This is a genomic window from Pseudomonas sp. FG43, assembly GCF_057809175.1.
Genome location: NZ_JBMDJL010000009.1, coordinates 99,207 through 115,302, shown reverse-complemented (window position 1 = coordinate 115,302; position 16,096 = coordinate 99,207). Strand labels below are relative to the sequence as shown.

Here is a 16,096-nt window from a genome sequence, read left to right as displayed (position 1 = left end):
TTGATACGCCATGTTCGATGCCTCGGAGACCGCCTTTTCACGCTCGACCTGCTCAGTGATGACGGTTGCGAATTTGGCAATTTTATACAGTTTGCCATTCGCATCGGTGATGGGGTTATAAGAAGCCTCAAGCCACACATCCCGCCCGTATTTATCGACCCGACGGAAGCGATTGACGATGAACTCGCCTCTGCGCAGCCTTTCCCAGAAGTTTTTATAAGCTTCTGAACCGGACTCTTCAGGCAGGCAAAAGATGCTGTGGTGCTTGCCTTTGATCTGGGCAAGCTCATAACCCATGGCCTTGAGAAAGTTCTCATTCGCGCCGATCACGATGCCCTCAAGCGTAAAATCGATTACCGCCGTCGAGCGGTGCAGCGCGTTGACCAGGGCTTCATTCTCCCGGGACGCCTCGATCGTGCGCGTCAATACACTTGAATAAAGAGTAATTTGCTCGATGCCGCCGGCTTCGTTCTTGAGGGGCACGACAATCGTTCTGAGCCAGACCTTGGTACCTTGCTTGTGGTTCAGACGCAGTGTCCCGCTGAAATGCTTACCTTCCCGGATAGCATCAAGGGCTCGTCTCTGGTGAACATCACCACTCAACTCCGAGGGGCTCAGTGAGTCAAGGCGACGCCCGACAATCTCACTCGACGAGTAACCAAGCTCTGCCTCGAACAAGGCATTGATGGATTGAACGCTCCCTCGCCCATCCAGCACGGCCGCTACAGTCTCTAGATCAAGAACCTGACTGGCCTGCTCCAGCATGGCAAGACGAAGTTCCAGCGCCTTATTGGCTTGTTTCAAACGGGAGTTAAACATCGCGTGTATCCGAGGAAAGTTGCCTACTTCATCGGGTGCGGGGCGGGAATCTTTAGGGGGTTGGGGATGAGAAAGTGCAGTATTCAAGGCACGCGAACCGGGCTTTGAGGGCGAGGAGCAAAACGGGCTCCAAATGGTTTGTTTTCAGACCTGCCGCAGGAAGATGAACGGGCCTGGAATGAAGCCCCCAAGCCCGCCTGATAAGGGCTTTGTCCTGCCCATCTTATCCTTGACGCTTGATATCTTCCTTCTCGGCCGCCTTGGCGCGTCTGGCCTCGTCCTTGATTTCCCCCACCAAAGCTGCAATTGCACGTCCACCACTGAGCTTGGCAGTCGAAATCCCGGTCATTGTCAGCTCCGGAACATGAGTTTCCGGATTCCTCAGTTCAATGGACATTAACCCGTCCGGGCTGATGGTGCACTTGCAGATCGTAGGCCTGAAGGCCACTTCCATAACGTGACGCAATTCAAGATGAGAAAGCATTTGACCGTCCCTGTAGACGCTGTGTAGCGGATTAACACTGCAGTCTAGACCAAGGTTGCAGGTGTGGTTTTTGTCTGACGGAGCATGTGTAAATTTATATGTCGACACGGCACACACACCACACAACAACATGAAGTTATTGGCATAAGGCCGAGTCGATTTCACTTATCGAAAGGGCCTTTATTGACTGCTCTGACATGAGGCAGCTAAAGCCTCTACTCTGCATCGATGAGGCTGTCAGTCTTGGGTTCGTCGTCGTTTTCCTGATCCGCTTGAGCATCATCGCCAGACCCAGGATTGCCCGGAGGCGGGTTCCAGTCTTCCGGGCGATCACCACTCTGCTTTGGCTCGAACTGGGTTTGCTCAAGGCCGGAGTCATGCTCTTCACCGGTGTCGGTCGTCTTCTCAGCCGGCCCTGGGTAAGCGCTCTCAGGTCCGTTGTTTTCGATTTCCATGGCGACTCTCCTTTCTGTGCGCAGGATGTCTGCGCTCAAGGTTGAGATAGGCAGGAAGTGCCGGGAGTGCAGAGCAGCAGACAGGCGGTGACGATGTGGGGGAAGCGGGCCGAAAACATGCCGATAAGCGAAATACTTCAGATCAACATCATGAAAATGGACTTGATGTCGGATGAAGAGCTTAAGGCTCACCTGAAATATCCGCGCCACGAAATCGTTATCAGCGAAAAGTTGCGCGAAGCGTTCGATAACGAGTCGCGCAAGGAGTTGAGGCGTAATCCAGGGGATGTTGAAGGCTAGATCACGTCTAGTTGAACACCATGCCCATGTAAAGCCCACCTACAACCAATTTGCCACCACCTACAGCTTTGACGGTCGCCTGGTCATTGTCAGGGTGATCATGACTCCCCCGACAACGAAAAGTGTTGCTGACTCATAGCTGGGCACAAAGACAACCAAAGCGTAATGGATAGCGATCAGGGTCAGTCCAACGCAGCAGACTTTCTTGTTCGATAGCGCGGCGCAATAGCTCTGCGCGGCCTTCATGTAAGTCCTCAGTTTTTTCATTCGCTTCATCCTTGATGTAGTCATCGATTCTAACACCAGAACCCCAACTGAGCATGCCACCACCGGATACGGAGGGTGGCTCGCACCCGAGGTAATCGATATGCCCGTACTTCACAGCGTCATTCACAAGATCGACAAGAAGCCAGATGGTAGCCCAGCCGTTCTGTTTCTCAGTGGTGCCGCCAGTCGCGTGATGATCTGATATATCAGTTCAACAAAAGCTACAACGCTACCGCCGGTAAAGGCTGGGGGCTATTCCACCCCGAGTCGGGTGCCTATCCACTGAGCGGATGGTTCGACAAATACCTGGATAACGGGATCAACTTTCTGGAGTTCAGCACTACCGCTGTAGAGCATCTGGTAAAGCTGATGGAAGAGTCGAACCTGACAACCAGCGGGCACGCCCTCTTCTGCCACTACCAGCAGGGCATGACGGAATACTTGGTCATTGCTCTTGTACAGGAAGCGGTGGCCATGACCGAAGAGCTACGCCTGATGACTATCAAGCGACTGGAGCTCGACCATATCCGCCTGGTTGCGCGGATCAACCTCAGCGAATGGAAGAGCAACCCAGCATCCCGCCAGTACATCTCGTTTCTGAAAGGCAAGCAGGGTCGCAAGGTCAGCGATTATTTCCGCGACTTCATCGGTTGTCAGGAAGGTGTGGATGGCCCAGGCGAAACCCGCACCCTGCTCAAGGCATTCAGCGACTTCGTGGAAAGCGAAGACCTGCCGGAAGAGTCGGCGCGGGAGAAAACCAAGACCCTGGTAGATTACGCCAGCAGCCAGAGCAAACTGGATGAGTCCATTGGCCTGGAAGAGCTGTCTGAGCTGATAGACGAAGACCGCCCGCGTGCGTTCTACGATCACATCCGGAACAAAGATTACGGCCTGTCTCCAGAAATCCCCGCAGACAAACGCACGCTGAACCAGTTCCGCCGCTTCACAGGCAGGGCCGAAGGCATGTCGATCAGCTTCGAGCAGCACCTGCTCGGATCGAAGATTGAATTCGACAAAGCCGCAGGCTCGCTGACACTGCGCGGACTTCCAACACAGCTCATTGATCAGCTAAAGCGCACCGACGCTTGAGCAAAATTGATTATGGCTTAAGCGTGAGAGCCGTCGCGTGCGCGCCGCTGATCTTCTCGGCTGTGCCGTTTGAAGGGCTGCAACTGCGTGAGATCATCCTGCGCATCTCGGTCATCTCGGTCATCTCCAGCGGCTCACAGCCAGCACTGAAGTTGAGCTGGGTGTGCGAGGAAGTTCAGCGCGAAGAAATCGCGCAAGAGTTCAAGTCGGTGCTGGAAGAGCCGATGAGCCTTTCCGTCAAGCTAGTTTTGGGCGCTTTCAGCCCAACCTGATATACACCCCCTTAAAAAAAGGGGGGGGTTAACTATCGAGTGCAACTTCGATTATTAATTAATAGCTTAAGCAGAACTGGACACTTATCAGCATTTCATACCAAAATCACCAACCAATCTGACGTTATTCCTTATCTTTATTTTCCTTACTAAATAAACTCTTCTTCACGGGCACACGTATACTCCGATGCATCTTTACATAGTTCATTACAGAATCTTCCGTCAGTCCAACCTTAATTCCCTCACGCAAAATTTCACTGATTGGAACGGCGGGATCAGAAGCCAAGCTTTCAATATATCCATGGTGCGCAATATCCACATAATCAGAGTGTCGAGATGGTGAGTTCTGCCTTTCGATATCCCTAACCCGACTAGTCAGCGCGCGCGTATTCGAAAGAATTTCATCCAGAATGCTAACCTCAGAACGGGGCTCTGCCGCCTCTTCTAGCGGTATTTCTTTGATAATCTTATTAAAATCCTTTTCAAATTGAGGCCAATAAGTATCGAACACTTGCTTCAATATTTTTTCGTTTAGTTTAGCAGTATCCAATCCAGAGTTTAGTGAGCAAACCAACCCCCACATAGATGACTGATCAGGTGTAGTGTGGTTAAACTGGGCTAGTGGGTCCTCGATATCAGCAGATTTCAAATCTACAAGAAATGTGCACACACGATTAGTACTCAACCCCTTAGCAAGGGCGCCCGTTTCAAAAAGAATCCACGGTTTATTCTTATTATCCTGAGTCAAACAAACAATACCGGCAGCAGTATCCTTGAGTTGATCAGAGATTTCTGAAAACCATATAGCACCTTTGTCAATATCTCGTGTGGAAATCCAAGGCTGCGAAGCCTGCAAGACGCATTTGATCCAGTCTGCAAGTAACTCTGCGACTGCTTTGCTACGGCGACCAGACCAGCTAACAAAAACCTTCATATCGCTCCTTGAACCGGCCCCATGCCGGTCACCCTTTATAGCCCACCCCAACCAAATTGCCACCACCGGATACGGAGGAAGGCGTATGCACGAAGCATTCAAAATGTAGATTCAACGCAAAGGTAATATGTCGTTCGGCGACGCCCGCCTGGCCATATGGGAAGACGGCCTCGCTGCTGCTCGCGAAGCAGGCGGCGTTCGCGGCACCGACGCCTGGGAGAAACAGTTCAAGCGTGAGGTTTTCAAGCACATCATCCAGACCCTCAACCGCCTAGGCTGGACTGTAGGTCCAGACCTCGACGCCGGAAAGAACTACAAATGCATTGCCCACTGCAGGCGATGGTGCAGCAAGGGCGATCTGAAGGCGGATCTTCACGTCAGCGGTCGATCGATTACCTTCGAGATGTTCCAAAGCGTGAACGCTCCAGATCACCCAGACCATGATGGGCGCTACCAGTCTGATAAAGAGCGACACATGCCGTACGTGATGCGCATGGAGATGGAGCGTACCCGCCGCAAAATCCGCGACTACTTGTGCGCCGTTTTCACCGGCTACAAGTTCACCCCTGATGAGCCGCATGGCATGGGCCCTGGCGTCAGCACAGCCCTAGAGAAAGTTGAACGCCACCATACATCGCATCGGAACAAAGGGCGGCTTGTTGACTTTGTCGCACCCCAGCACAGCTACAAGTCGAAAGATGGCGATCTTCTGCAGCACGGGCAGAAGGTCTGGATCGGTGATCGTAAAGGCCGCATGCTTCCAGGTGTCGCTTACTACAACAGCGGCCAAATGTGGTGGGTGATCACTTCCCGCTACAGCTACACCAATGTTTCAAACTGCGAGATCTGGACCAGATACCCTGGCGACCTGCGCCGCAAGCGCAATGAATTGGTGCGCCGCAAACGACTGGAGTCACTGATGTCGGCAGCCGCCGCCCGGATGGACTTCAAGCGAGCCGAGACCTTGAAGAGCATCCTGTTTCCGCCTCAGGAGTCGCTATACATGATCTAGACGGACCGGCACGGCGGCGCTTACTTCGGTCCGAACTACAGCAGCTACACCAGCGATACGGCCCAAGCCGGAAAGTACACCCGCACCGAGCTCAAGCCCTATCTGGGCACCGCAGACGAGAAAGATCATCTGCGGGCCATTCCAGTTCGGACCGCCGCCTAACCCATCTCAAAGATATCCGTCATGCCAGCGAGAGTCAGCCACCAGCAGCCCAGAAACGATGCAGGGCACAGCAGTCCGGTGATGGTTAACGGTTTTTCCAGGCTTCAGAGCAAGCGTAACGAAGACGGTCAATAGTCTCTGGATTATCCGGATCATCAACCTCAACAAGTAGGAGCTTTTGCACATTTACCTTTGCTGGTGTTTCTGGAGAGCAGAACGCAGCGAGGTGTCTGGCGCGCCAGACCTCTACACCGGAATCGTCCTCACCAAAACGGACTGCGACGACATCGTCGTACCGCCAAACCTCGGCTGTAGGGATTTGTTCTTCTCTGATAACAGTCTTCAAAAGCATCTCCTTTATTCGGCTCCATGCCGGAATACACAAATACCCCACTTCAACGACTCACGCCATCCCGGCCGGGGCGGCGTCTGTAATGGAGATTGCCATGAGCAAGACACTCAACGCTGAGAAAACACCGCGCAAGGTGCTAGCCTATTCGGTAGAAACCAATGACCCGGAAGAGTCGACCATCCAGTTTGCTACGTCGAACGCGGCAGCCCGTCGGCAAGGTGCTGATGAGATCGGCACTGACTTTGGCGGAATAGTGTCTTGCCGCCGAGCACATTGGGCTGACCAGTATGCTGATCAGCGGTTCATCCCTGCAAAGGCCTACATCGACGCTGGCTGGTGGTTTGATTGCAATCACTGCGGCATACGGTACGACAGCGAAGCCACCCACTGGGATGAGAAAACTCATCAGGAAATTAGCCTTGATCTTGTGTTCGATGGGCGTGTCGTTTACTGCTCAGCGGAATGCAAAAATGGTCACGAGGCCGAAGTCGCGGCATGCAACGCCAAATTCGAGTCCTTTAAGGAGCGAGTTGTTGCGGCTGAGCCTGGACTTACGTTTACCGAGTTCGCCGGCGGATACCCCTGGTGTGGCAATAGAGCGAAGTTCACTTTTCCCGGCGCTCAGTTCGGAGACTCGGTTGGCGACTCAGAAGATGGTAATGAGCTGAAGTGGTATGTGGCACAAGGAGACAAGGCCGCTTGGGAAAGATTCGTTGCAGAAAAGTCTGACGCCTGATCAGCCACAAGGACCCCGAGCCATGCCAAGAGCCATTCACTACTGCCCCGACAGCGATGCAGAACAGGTCACCTGCAAGCGGTGCTTGAAGATCCTGGCTCGCATCGAGGCTCGCCACGCTGCCAAGAACATTCAGTCCAAAGCCAATGCTTGGGACAGTCTGACCGAGCGCACCAAACAGATCGGATATACCGCCCCTTGGGACGCGCTAGCCGAGCTGTGCCACCAGAAAAGCCTACCTGTTCTCGCTGAATTCTGAACTGCCCTCCCCACTTTTGAATTACCCCAGCCCGGCAATTCCGAAACCAAGAAAACCACCCGGCCCACTAGGGTCGACCAATCTGCTCTCCATGTTGATGACATATCCAGAGAACAATCTAGCCGAACGGTTTAGGCTCTTTTGAAAGCCTGCCCCGGGGAATAACTTTACAGCTAATGAATTTTGAAAGCTCAATAAAGTCTGGGGCCTGATCCAGCGGCGAAGAAATCAAAACCAAGTTACTACCCTGACCTATAAACGGACGCTTTAATTCATCAGGAATACTGCCACCAACAATCAAGTCAAACCTCAGCCCCAACATTTCAAACTTGTGAAGTCTAGTCATCTTCACTTTCCCGCACGAAGGAAAGGCAAGCAATCCATTCAAATGATCTGTGGTATTCACTGTCACTAGCAGATAAGAGTTCTGTAGCTCCTGACCTACCAACAGGTACTGCCTGAAAATCTCTTCATACTTTGGGCCGAGAGCTCCAAAATAGCGATTACCAACGCGGCCCCAGTCCCACACGCTTGCACGCCAGTAAATGCTGAGCGCGAAGTAGAGCAAGGCGTTCCGAACGGTTGAGTCTATGGACAAGCTGTCGTAAACAGAAAACCTTGCGCCGCTAGCCAGTGCCCCCTGCTCAACAATTAAATCCCTTAATCGGAACCTGGAGTCAGTCGACCAATAATTGCCGATGATCTTCTCACCATTCTTGGAAAACAGGTCTTCGCAATGAGCGCACAGGAGATTCATGACGACTTGCTCGTCGGAGAAAAAAGCAGATTTTCCTGCTGTATCAATTCGTACGAGTTCTCCGGAAGCACCGGCCGACCGGCCGCGGGCCGCTTTGTAGGCGGATCGTGGCATAAGATGACTACGAATAAGGGGCGCGTCATTCCTGCATAGGGCACAGACTCCCATGCCACCTCCATTTCAACAGTGAGAATTATAGCCGCGAGGTCTCTCAATACCCACAGAGAAACGCTTCAGCCAGCTGACGCTAGGCAGAAAGTAGTTGATGTACCGCCACCTCGGCGCGGGAAATAACTGCAGGCTTTCCAGCAGTAATGAATCCATTGATGCAGGATCTTGTGGCTGCGATGTTAAAGCAGTTGTTTCTCGCCTTCATGTCATTCAGCACGGTTCTTGAGATCAGGTATTTTCCGCAATCCGGGCATTCAACATCCCGGAACTCTCCAGCGGAAAAATCTTCAGTGCCTTTCCCATTGCAGATCACGCACACGTAGCTATCCATCACCACCTCCTTTCGGTTGATAAATGAACTATAGCCTGCTCAAAGCTCCTCCGCCTGAGAAAAGTAAATCCCGTGCTCGAACTATTCTGTCGACTGCCTGTACAGCAAGTCCACATAAGAGGCGACATCTACCCTTCAATACCAATACCCACATCAAACCCGTCAATATCGATTGCTGCCATACTGCTCCACGACTTTCCATCACATGAGTAACTCAGAGAGTTTTCATCCCCCTTAAGATAACAACCATCAAACTCCATATCAATGCGTTCTATAACGAGAGCCCGCGGTGGAATAACCTTGAACTGCAAAGCAATATCGCCTACCCCACGACGGATCGAAACTCGAGGGCCTTGGACCTCTACATCCCAGTTTTCATCACCCACAAACCATTCATTGTCCACGATTTTTAAAGTGGTCGCGCCAGACGTATCGGACAAAAGCCCCGACAATAACATTGGCGACCCCTCTTCTACTGGAGGGCGAAAAGAAAGAACATCCACCCCGCTTATTTGTATCAGCGCCCTACAGCCAGTGAAGGTTACTCCCGAAAATCTTATCTCAACTGGATCAAGCCCAAAGTCAAAAAGCTCAGACGCAAACCCTAATTGCTTACACTTAGGGTTGTCATTAGCTCTCGCTACAGTTTGAGCAGAAAGAGTGCCCCTTGCTCGCTTTTGGTTGCACTGCATACAAAGTAGCGTCATCCCCTCAGGATTATGCTCTTTGGCGTCTTTAAAGTCTGGAGAGAAATGCTCGTAGTCATAGTAAGCAAGCCCACATATAACGCACCCAAAGCCGCAGCGCCTGCGTATTTCGCGTCGAACACTCTGAGGCACACTCCGCCCTAACCCATGTTTATTTTTATCGCCCATAACCCTAACCATTCAAATCGTGTGGCCTCACTATAGGTCGCGAGGTGCATACATGCCAAAAACTTACATCTCCGGCCCAATGACCGGCCTTCCTGATCTGAACTTTCCAGCATTCAACGCTGAATCAGCCCGCCTTCGCAGTCTGGGATTTGATGTCGTAAACCCCGCCGAGATCAACCCAGACGGCGGAACGTGGGAGGAATGCATGCGCCAAGACTTGGCCCAGCTAGTCACCTGCGACCACGTTGCCACCCTGCCCGGCTGGGACAAATCGCAAGGCGCACAGCTGGAAGTCTACATCGCCGATAGCCTGGGGCATTCGCGACAGCCCGGCGCACACCATCACCGAATACCAGGTGCAACCATGCTCAAGCCTGTATCACTCAGGCTCGCAGGTAACAAAGTCACCAAGTTCCTGACGGGCGATCGGTATGGCATGTTCGAGCAGTTCCAGAGGTACATCCCTCTCGAACAGGGTTACTTCAAACCGCAAAGTTTCGTCATTTCTGAAAACCTCAAAGACGACGTTTTGCCCCCGCAAGCACTCGAGCGCAAGACCGTCATGCCCGGCGACAACGCTGGATGCTCTACCAAACCGGTACTCAACTCCGAAAACGATCACTTAAAAACTCCGTATTTTTCTGGAGTGAACGATACCCGAATCTTTTTTTCGCCGCATATCTGCTGTAGCGGCAAGGACGAAGTCATGCCTGAAGAAAACAAACTGCATCCCGACCTGGCCCGTATCTATGGCATCTTCGGCCTGCACCACTCACACTCTGTAGGAGTGCTGCTGGTCAATATCCAGAACACAAAGCATTTTGCCGACCTGCTGCATGCTGTAGAGCGTGAATTCTTCATGGTGCCGGGCAAGCCTTCCGGCGAACCAGAGGACGAAGGTGCACCAGTAGATGATGAATGTCTCGTCAACTGCTGGGGTTCTACCTGGGCGACCTGCCGTTAACTCATATCGATGGAATTCATCGCTGAACGGCTTGAAGGAATGGTTTTGCCGTGCGAAAAGCAATTGAAGCCAGTGGCACCGCGCACCGTAAACATATCAATTGAGCATGTTATTCGGATCTTATCGCTGTGCGCGCGCAAGTGGCGGGATGAAGAACGTAGGCCATGGCTGATTCAGTGCCGATGCTGACAAAGCTGGACTTGAAAAGAAAGGTACGAGAGCCATACCCCATGTCATGGGGGGAGCAATCAATCCTTTTCGGAGAGCTGCCAAGATGGCCTTGTTCAAGGTGAAAACAGGCTGCCGGGAACAGGAGGTCTGCAAGCTGAAGTGGGATTGGGAGATTTACGCTCCAGAACTTGAGGTCAGCGTACTCCTGATTACATCCGATTTTTGGGGGCGCAATGAGCGATCAGGCGTAAAGAATGGCGATGAGCGACTTGTGGTGCTCAACAGTGTTGCGAAGTCGATAATCGACAATCAGCGAGGCCTGAGTGATGAGTGGGTCTTCCCATACAAGGGTAACCCGATACAGCGGATGAATGATTCGGCCTGGAGAAAAGTAAGGAAGAGAGCGGCGAAACTCTGGCAGGAGGAAAACCTTCGCCCCGCTTACCCTGGGTACGCATCCATCAGAGTTCACGACTTGAAGCACACGTTTGGTCGTCGCCTTCGAGCGGCAGGTGTTACTGAGGAAGGCCGCAAAGCACTGCCTGGACACAAGAACGGTAGCGTCACCAGTCATTACTCCGGCGCAGAGCTCGGAAAGCTGATTGACACTGCGAACATGGTATCAGCAACTGACTCTCGTGGCCCGGTACTGACAATATTGAAGAGGAAGGCAGGATGAAGTCCCGAAAAAATCCCCACACATGAAAAAGCCCAACCTTCACAGATTGGGCTAATTCATTGAAAAATATGGTCGGGACGGAGTGATTCGAACACTCGACCCCTAGCACCCCATGCTAGTGCGCTACCGGACTGCGCTACGCCCCGACTAGGCGTGAAACTGTTTCGCAACTTGCGAAAGCGGTGAGGAATATACCCTAAGCTTTTGAATTATGGAAGTATCTTGCTCATTCATCATGCACGGAGAATGACCAGTACATCTTCCAGCTCGGCAATCATCTGCCGGATCATCTGCTTGTTGGGCTGGGTATCGTCCTTCGCTTCGCCACTGGAAAGACGCAACCGGGCTCCACCAATGGTGAAGCCCTGGTCGTAGAGCAAGGCGCGGATCTGACGGATCATCAGCACGTCCAGTCGCTGATAATACCGACGGTTCCCGCGTCGCTTGACGGGGTTGAGTTGAGGAAACTCCTGCTCCCAATAGCGCAGAACGTGCGGTTTGACCGCGCAGAGCTCGCTGACTTCACCAATGGTGAAGTAGCGTTTGCCTGGGATAGGCGGTAGCTCGTCGTTATGACTTGGTTCCAGCATAAGCCTCAACTCGGGCCTTCAACTTCTGCCCTGGACGAAAGGTGACCACACGGCGAGCAGTGATCGGAATCTCCTCGCCGGTCTTTGGATTTCTACCAGGCCGCTGGCGTTTGTCTCGCAGGTCGAAATTGCCGAATCCGGACAATTTCACCTGCTCGTTGTCTTCCAGAGCGTGCCTGATTTCCTCAAAGAACAGCTCAACCAATTCCTTGGCTTCTCGTTTATTCAGGCCCAGCTCTTCGTACAGACGTTCGGCCATCTCAGCTTTCGTCAGAGCCCCCATACGCTACTTCCTTAACGTGACGTTTAACCGTTCCTCAAGTGAATTGAGGATAGCAAGTGTCGTTGCGTTTACCTCATCGTCATTAAGAGTGCGCGATGGATGCTGCCAGGTCAAGCCAACTGCAAGGCTTTTTCTATGCGGATCAATGCCTTTACCCTGATAAACGTCAAATAGCCTGAGGTCCGTGAGCCATTCGCCTGCATTTTCACGAATAACGTCAAGAACTGCACTTGCATTGACATCCCGATCAGCCAGCAGAGCCAGGTCGCGACGCACTTCCGGGAAGCGGGAAAGCTCGTGGAATTTCGGCAGACGGCCTGTGGAAACTTCGCCCAGAACCAGCTCGAACACGAACACCGGGCGATCAAGACCCAGCGTTTTTGCCAGTTCCGGATGAATGGCGCCCAGGAAACCGACTTCACGACCATCGCGCTCGATGCGAGCGGTCTGGCCAGGATGCAAGGCTGGGTGCTGACCCGCAGAGAAGGTGAACTCACCCAATGCGCCGGCAAAACCAAGCACTGCTTCCACGTCCGCTTTCACGTCGAAGAAGTCGACGGCATCACGGCCTTGTGCCCAGCCTTCAGGCAGACGGCTGCCGCAGACCACACCAGCCAGCATCGGCTCTTGCTTGAGACCATCAAGCTGACCGACGAAACGCAGCCCGCTTTCGAACATGCGAACCCGGTCCTGCTGACGGTTGAGGTTATGTTGCAGAGCCTTGACCAGGCCCGGCCACAGGGAAGAACGCATGGCAGCCATGTCGTTGGAGATCGGATTGGCCAGCAGCAGCGGTTCGACGCCCGGATTGAACAGCTCGAAAGCCTTCGGATCGATGAAGCTGTAAGTGATGGCTTCCTGATAACCGCGAGCAACCAGCAGGCGACGCAGCTCTGGCAGGTCACCACGCGCTTCGGCCTTGGCCTGAGGTGCCAGACGGGCTTGCGGGTAGCGAACCGGCAGGTGGTTGTAACCGTACAGACGCGCCAGCTCTTCGATCAGGTCGACTTCCAGACTGATGTCGAAGCGATGACTTGGTACTTCAACGCGCCACTGGCCAGCAGCCTCGTTGCTCAGCTTCAAGCCCAGAGCCGTCAGAAGGCGTTCGATTTCGGCGTTTTCAATGACCAGACCGAGCATTTGCTCGACGCGGCTTGCACGCAGGGTAACCGAAGCAATCGAAGGCAGGTGCTGTTCGCTGACCGCTTCAATGATCGGGCCGGCTTCACCACCAGTGATTTCCAGCAGCAGGCCAGTGGCACGCTCCATGGCTTCACGGGCAAGCTGCCAGTCCACGCCACGCTCGTAACGGTGCGAGGCATCGGTGTGCAGGCCGTAGGAACGGGCCTTGCCAGCCACCGAGATGGTGTCGAAGAAAGCGCTTTCCAGGAAAATATCCCGGGTCTTGGTGGTCACGCCACTGTGCTCGCCGCCCATGATGCCAGCGATAGCCAGAGCGCGCTGGTGGTCGGCAATGACCAGGGTGTCGGCACGCAGGCTGACTTCCTGACCATCGAGCAGGACAAGCTTCTCGCCCTCCTCGGCCATGCGCACGCGAATCCCGCCATTGATTTCGGCCAGATCGAATGCATGCAGCGGCTGACCCAGCTCCAGCATGACGTAGTTGGTGATATCCACGGCTGCATCGATGCTGCGCACGTCCGAACGACGCAGGCGCTCCACCATCCACAGCGGTGTAGGACGCGACAGATCGACGTTACGGATCACTCGACCCAGGTAGCGTGGGCAGGCAGCAGGTGCCAGCAATTCGACAGGACGGACTTCGTCATGCACGGCAGCAACAGGCGCTACTTGCGGACGAGTGACCTCGGCGGCATAAAGCGCGCCGACTTCACGAGCCAGACCGGCAACCGACAGGCAATCGCCACGGTTCGGCGTAAGGTCGACTTCGATGCTGGCATCGTCCAGCTCCAGGTAAACACGAATGTCCTGACCAACAGGTGCATCGGCAGCCAGCTCCATCAGGCCATCGTTGCCCTCGCCCAGTTGCAGCTCGGCAGCGGAGCACAGCATGCCATTGGACTCGACGCCACGCAGCTTGGCTTTCTTGATCTTGAAGTCGCCCGGAAGCTCGGCGCCGATCATTGCGAAAGGAATCTTCAGACCCGGACGTACGTTTGGCGCGCCACATACAACTTGCAGAGTCTCGGTACCGTTGCTGACCTGACAAACGCGCAGCTTGTCAGCATCAGGGTGTTGCTCGGTGCTCAGGACTTCGCCTACGACTACACCCGTGAAGATGCCGGCGGCCAGCGTGACGCTGTCAACCTCAAGACCGGCCATCGATAGACGAGCAACCAGCTCGTCACGGGAAACTTGCGGGCTTACCCAGCCACGCAACCATTGTTCACTGAATTTCATCCTGCTCTCCTAATAGATTCGTTACGGGCATGCGTTCTAGCGAAATTGCGCCAGGAACCGCAGGTCGTTGTCGAAGAACAGGCGCAAATCATTGACGCCGTAACGCAGCATTGCCAGACGCTCGACACCCATGCCGAAAGCAAAGCCCTGGAACTCTTCAGGGTCGATGCCGGACATGCGCAGCACGTTCGGGTGGACCATTCCGCAACCCATGACTTCCAGCCAGCCGGTCTGCTTGCAGACGCGGCAGCCCTTGCCGCTGCACATCACGCATTCCATGTCGACTTCAGCGGAAGGCTCGGTGAACGGGAAGAACGAAGGCCGGAAACGCACGGCCAGTTCCTTCTCGAAGAACACTCGCAGGAACTCTTCGATGGTGCCCTTGAGGTCCGCGAAATTGATGTCGCGGTCGACCAGCAGGCCTTCGATCTGGTGGAACATCGGCGAGTGGGTGATATCCGAGTCACAGCGGTATACACGACCCGGACATACGATACGGATTGGCGGCTGTTGCGACTCCATGGTCCGCACCTGCACCGGCGAGGTGTGGGTACGAAGTAGCATGTTCGCATTGAAATAGAAGGTGTCATGCATCGCCCGCGCCGGGTGGTGGCCAGGGATGTTGAGCGCCTCGAAGTTATGGTAATCGTCTTCGACCTCAGGGCCTTCGGCAATGCCGTAACCGATGTGGGTGAAGAATTGTTCGATACGTTCCAGAGTTCGGGTGATCGGGTGCAGACCACCAGAGGTCTGACCGCGTCCCGGCAAGGTCACGTCAATGCACTCGGCCGCGAGCCTGGCAGTCAGTTCTGCCTGCTCAAACGACGCCTTGCGGGCATTGAGAACCTCTGTGACACGCTCCTTGGCAACGTTGATCAGCGCGCCGACTTGCGGACGCTCTTCAGCAGGCAGGTTCCCCAGGGTCTTCATCACCTGAGTCAACTCGCCTTTCTTGCCGAGGTAGTGAACCCGGATTTGCTCCAGGGCATTGATATCTTCGGCGCTTTGCACAGCCTCAAGAGCTTGCGAGACCAGCGCGTCCAGGTTTTCCATGTACAGACTCCAGATACGAAATAGGGGAAGAGCCAAAGGCTCTTCCCCTATTTATGACGTTCAAAACCGATTCCGGAACCCGGAACCGGTGATTGTCGGGGACTTAGGCCAAAGTGGCTTTAGCTTTCTCGACAATCGCAGCAAACGCCGCTTTTTCGTTCACTGCCAGATCAGCCAGAACCTTACGGTCGATCTCGATGGACGCCTTTTTCAGACCAGCGATCAAACGGCTGTAAGACAGACCGTTGGTACGAGCACCAGCGTTGATACGAGCGATCCACAGAGCGCGGAACTGACGTTTTTTCTGACGACGGTCACGGTAGGCGTATTGGCCTGCCTTGATTACCGCTTGCTTGGCAACACGGAATACGCGCGAACGCGCGCCGTAGTAGCCTTTAGCAAGTTTCAGAATTTTTTTGTGACGCTTACGGGCAATGACGCCACGCTTTACACGAGCCATGAGTTACTTCCTCTATTCTTGATCAAAATTAACGAAGGCGCAGCATGCGCTCGACTTTTGCCACGTCAGACGGATGCAGCAAGCTGCTACCGCGCAGTTGACGCTTACGCTTGGTCGACATTTTGGTCAGGATGTGGCTCTTGAAAGCGTGTTTGTGCTTGATGCCGTTAGCAGTTTTCAAAAACCGCTTAGCTGCACCACTTTTAGTCTTCATCTTTGGCATGTTCGGATACTCCGCA

At 53.8% G+C, this 16,096-nt stretch carries 19 protein-coding genes, 1 tRNA gene and 4 pseudogenes; 8 read left to right on the top strand and 16 right to left on the bottom strand.

The genetic code is table 11. The features are described 5' to 3' along the window. Positions 1–42: 42 nt before the first annotated feature. The 3 genes and pseudogenes from ACODS3_RS13040 to ACODS3_RS13030 all read right to left on the bottom strand — a co-directional run. Positions 43–765: pseudogene (locus ACODS3_RS13040) on the bottom strand (PAS domain-containing protein); the annotation flags it as partial. 277 nt (positions 766–1,042) lie between these two features. Next, the gene (locus tag ACODS3_RS13035; protein WP_201019138.1) at positions 1,043–1,303 is read right to left on the bottom strand and encodes a DUF1652 domain-containing protein; all 261 of its coding nucleotides are present in this window, start codon (positions 1,301–1,303) and stop codon (positions 1,043–1,045) included. 215 nt (positions 1,304–1,518) lie between these two features. Further along, positions 1,519–1,758 (bottom strand): hypothetical protein, encoded by a 240-nt coding sequence (locus tag ACODS3_RS13030; RefSeq protein ID WP_489034634.1) that lies wholly within the window; start codon positions 1,756–1,758, stop codon positions 1,519–1,521. 66 nt (positions 1,759–1,824) lie between these two features. Here ACODS3_RS13030 and ACODS3_RS13025 point away from each other — a divergent pair, with 66 nt between their 5' ends. After that, entirely contained in the window at positions 1,825–2,058 is a 234-nt protein-coding gene (locus ACODS3_RS13025) for a hypothetical protein (RefSeq protein WP_489034632.1), read from the top strand. 133 nt (positions 2,059–2,191) lie between these two features. On the opposite strand, the gene ACODS3_RS13020 is transcribed toward ACODS3_RS13025, so the two are convergent. Then, entirely contained in the window at positions 2,192–2,380 is a 189-nt protein-coding gene (locus ACODS3_RS13020; RefSeq protein ID WP_489034630.1) for a hypothetical protein, read from the bottom strand. A gap of 45 nt (positions 2,381–2,425) precedes the next feature. On the opposite strand from ACODS3_RS13020, the pseudogene yejK reads away from it, so the two are divergent. Both yejK and ACODS3_RS13010 read left to right on the top strand, forming a co-directional pair. After that, positions 2,426–3,414 (top strand): annotated as a pseudogene (gene yejK / locus ACODS3_RS13015) (nucleoid-associated protein YejK). A 47-nt stretch (positions 3,415–3,461) separates the two neighbouring features. Next, positions 3,462–3,686, top strand: a pseudogene (locus ACODS3_RS13010) (DUF2303 family protein); the annotation flags it as partial. Positions 3,687–3,810: 124 nt separating this feature from the next. On the opposite strand, the gene ACODS3_RS13005 reads toward ACODS3_RS13010, so the two are convergent. Then, a complete protein-coding gene (locus tag ACODS3_RS13005; RefSeq protein WP_489034628.1) occupies positions 3,811–4,620 on the bottom strand; it encodes a TIR domain-containing protein in 810 nt (269 codons plus the stop codon). Positions 4,621–4,747: 127 nt separating this feature from the next. On the opposite strand from ACODS3_RS13005, the gene ACODS3_RS13000 reads away from it, so the two are divergent. After that, positions 4,748–5,632 carry a hypothetical protein gene (locus ACODS3_RS13000; RefSeq protein ID WP_489034626.1) on the top strand — a complete coding sequence of 295 codons (885 nt, stop codon included), beginning with the start codon at positions 4,748–4,750 and terminating at the stop codon, positions 5,630–5,632. Between the two features lie 247 nt (positions 5,633–5,879). Here ACODS3_RS13000 and ACODS3_RS12995 read toward each other — a convergent pair whose 3' ends face one another. Next, positions 5,880–6,140: a hypothetical protein gene (locus ACODS3_RS12995; protein WP_489034624.1), complete on the bottom strand. Its 261-nt coding sequence runs from the start codon at positions 6,138–6,140 to the stop codon at positions 5,880–5,882. Positions 6,141–6,240: 100 nt separating this feature from the next. Between ACODS3_RS12995 and ACODS3_RS12990 the strand changes: the two genes are divergently transcribed. Continuing rightward, entirely contained in the window at positions 6,241–6,882 is a 642-nt protein-coding gene (locus tag ACODS3_RS12990) for a hypothetical protein (RefSeq protein WP_489034622.1), read from the top strand. Between the two features lie 22 nt (positions 6,883–6,904). Beyond that, complete coding sequence (locus tag ACODS3_RS12985) at positions 6,905–7,141, top strand: hypothetical protein (protein WP_489034620.1); 237 nt, start codon at positions 6,905–6,907, stop codon at positions 7,139–7,141. A gap of 118 nt (positions 7,142–7,259) precedes the next feature. Here the strand turns inward: ACODS3_RS12985 and ACODS3_RS12980 are convergent, their stop codons facing one another. From ACODS3_RS12980 to ACODS3_RS12970, 3 genes are all read right to left on the bottom strand, one after another. Continuing rightward, positions 7,260–8,012: a hypothetical protein gene (locus tag ACODS3_RS12980; protein ID WP_489034618.1), complete on the bottom strand. Its 753-nt coding sequence runs from the start codon at positions 8,010–8,012 to the stop codon at positions 7,260–7,262. 133 nt (positions 8,013–8,145) lie between these two features. Beyond that, complete coding sequence (locus tag ACODS3_RS12975) at positions 8,146–8,400, bottom strand: hypothetical protein (protein WP_489034617.1); 255 nt, start codon at positions 8,398–8,400, stop codon at positions 8,146–8,148. Between the two features lie 128 nt (positions 8,401–8,528). Further along, entirely contained in the window at positions 8,529–9,275 is a 747-nt protein-coding gene (locus ACODS3_RS12970) for a hypothetical protein (protein ID WP_489034615.1), read from the bottom strand. A gap of 52 nt (positions 9,276–9,327) precedes the next feature. Between ACODS3_RS12970 and ACODS3_RS12965 the strand changes: the two genes are divergently transcribed. Beyond that, a complete protein-coding gene (locus ACODS3_RS12965; protein WP_489034614.1) occupies positions 9,328–10,239 on the top strand; it encodes a DUF4406 domain-containing protein in 912 nt (303 codons plus the stop codon). Further along, positions 10,218–11,089 (top strand): annotated as a pseudogene (locus ACODS3_RS12960) (tyrosine-type recombinase/integrase); the annotation flags it as partial. The gene ACODS3_RS12965 and the pseudogene ACODS3_RS12960, both read left to right, overlap by 22 nt. A 69-nt stretch (positions 11,090–11,158) precedes the next feature. Here ACODS3_RS12960 and ACODS3_RS12955 read toward each other — a convergent pair. The 7 genes from ACODS3_RS12955 to rpmI all read right to left on the bottom strand — a co-directional run bounded on the left by ACODS3_RS12955 (position 11,159) and on the right by rpmI (position 16,080). Beyond that, a tRNA-Pro gene (locus ACODS3_RS12955) sits at positions 11,159–11,235 on the bottom strand. An 87-nt stretch (positions 11,236–11,322) separates the two neighbouring features. Beyond that, positions 11,323–11,679 (bottom strand): MerR family transcriptional regulator, encoded by a 357-nt coding sequence (locus tag ACODS3_RS12950; RefSeq protein WP_025260457.1) that lies wholly within the window; start codon positions 11,677–11,679, stop codon positions 11,323–11,325. Continuing rightward, positions 11,660–11,962 carry an integration host factor subunit alpha gene (gene ihfA, locus ACODS3_RS12945; protein WP_002553164.1) on the bottom strand — a complete coding sequence of 101 codons (303 nt, stop codon included), beginning with the start codon at positions 11,960–11,962 and terminating at the stop codon, positions 11,660–11,662. The genes ACODS3_RS12950 and ihfA overlap by 20 nt, the downstream gene beginning before the upstream one ends. Positions 11,963–11,965: 3 nt before the next feature. Next, a complete protein-coding gene (gene pheT, locus ACODS3_RS12940) occupies positions 11,966–14,344 on the bottom strand; it encodes a phenylalanine--tRNA ligase subunit beta (RefSeq protein ID WP_201006943.1) in 2,379 nt (792 codons plus the stop codon). Between the two features lie 36 nt (positions 14,345–14,380). Continuing rightward, a complete protein-coding gene (gene pheS / locus ACODS3_RS12935) occupies positions 14,381–15,397 on the bottom strand; it encodes a phenylalanine--tRNA ligase subunit alpha (protein ID WP_024685429.1) in 1,017 nt (338 codons plus the stop codon). Between the two features lie 103 nt (positions 15,398–15,500). Continuing rightward, a complete protein-coding gene (gene rplT, locus ACODS3_RS12930; protein WP_016963673.1) occupies positions 15,501–15,857 on the bottom strand; it encodes a 50S ribosomal protein L20 in 357 nt (118 codons plus the stop codon). A gap of 28 nt (positions 15,858–15,885) precedes the next feature. Next, on the bottom strand, positions 15,886–16,080 hold the full coding sequence (rpmI, locus tag ACODS3_RS12925; protein WP_002553160.1) for a 50S ribosomal protein L35: 195 nt from the start codon (positions 16,078–16,080) through the stop codon (positions 15,886–15,888). Between the last annotated feature and the right edge of the window lie 16 nt (positions 16,081–16,096).

Coding starts and splice junctions, on each gene's coding strand:
- ACODS3_RS13035 (WP_201019138.1), bottom strand. CDS start 1,303: ATGCTTTCTCATCTTGAATTGCGTCACGTTATGGAAGTGGCCTTCAGG.
- ACODS3_RS13030 (WP_489034634.1), bottom strand. CDS start 1,758: ATGGAAATCGAAAACAACGGACCTGAGAGCGCTTACCCAGGGCCGGCT.
- ACODS3_RS13020 (WP_489034630.1), bottom strand. CDS start 2,380: ATGCTCAGTTGGGGTTCTGGTGTTAGAATCGATGACTACATCAAGGAT.
- ACODS3_RS13005 (WP_489034628.1), bottom strand. CDS start 4,620: ATGAAGGTTTTTGTTAGCTGGTCTGGTCGCCGTAGCAAAGCAGTCGCA.
- ACODS3_RS13000 (WP_489034626.1), top strand. CDS start 4,748: ATGTCGTTCGGCGACGCCCGCCTGGCCATATGGGAAGACGGCCTCGCT.
- ACODS3_RS12990 (WP_489034622.1), top strand. CDS start 6,241: ATGAGCAAGACACTCAACGCTGAGAAAACACCGCGCAAGGTGCTAGCC.
- ACODS3_RS12985 (WP_489034620.1), top strand. CDS start 6,905: ATGCCAAGAGCCATTCACTACTGCCCCGACAGCGATGCAGAACAGGTC.
- ACODS3_RS12980 (WP_489034618.1), bottom strand. CDS start 8,012: ATGCCACGATCCGCCTACAAAGCGGCCCGCGGCCGGTCGGCCGGTGCT.
- ACODS3_RS12975 (WP_489034617.1), bottom strand. CDS start 8,400: ATGGATAGCTACGTGTGCGTGATCTGCAATGGGAAAGGCACTGAAGAT.
- ACODS3_RS12970 (WP_489034615.1), bottom strand. CDS start 9,275: ATGGGCGATAAAAATAAACATGGGTTAGGGCGGAGTGTGCCTCAGAGT.
- ACODS3_RS12965 (WP_489034614.1), top strand. CDS start 9,328: ATGCCAAAAACTTACATCTCCGGCCCAATGACCGGCCTTCCTGATCTG.
- ACODS3_RS12950 (WP_025260457.1), bottom strand. CDS start 11,679: ATGCTGGAACCAAGTCATAACGACGAGCTACCGCCTATCCCAGGCAAA.
- ihfA (WP_002553164.1), bottom strand. CDS start 11,962: ATGGGGGCTCTGACGAAAGCTGAGATGGCCGAACGTCTGTACGAAGAG.
- pheT (WP_201006943.1), bottom strand. CDS start 14,344: ATGAAATTCAGTGAACAATGGTTGCGTGGCTGGGTAAGCCCGCAAGTT.
- pheS (WP_024685429.1), bottom strand. CDS start 15,397: ATGGAAAACCTGGACGCGCTGGTCTCGCAAGCTCTTGAGGCTGTGCAA.
- rplT (WP_016963673.1), bottom strand. CDS start 15,857: ATGGCTCGTGTAAAGCGTGGCGTCATTGCCCGTAAGCGTCACAAAAAA.
- rpmI (WP_002553160.1), bottom strand. CDS start 16,080: ATGCCAAAGATGAAGACTAAAAGTGGTGCAGCTAAGCGGTTTTTGAAA.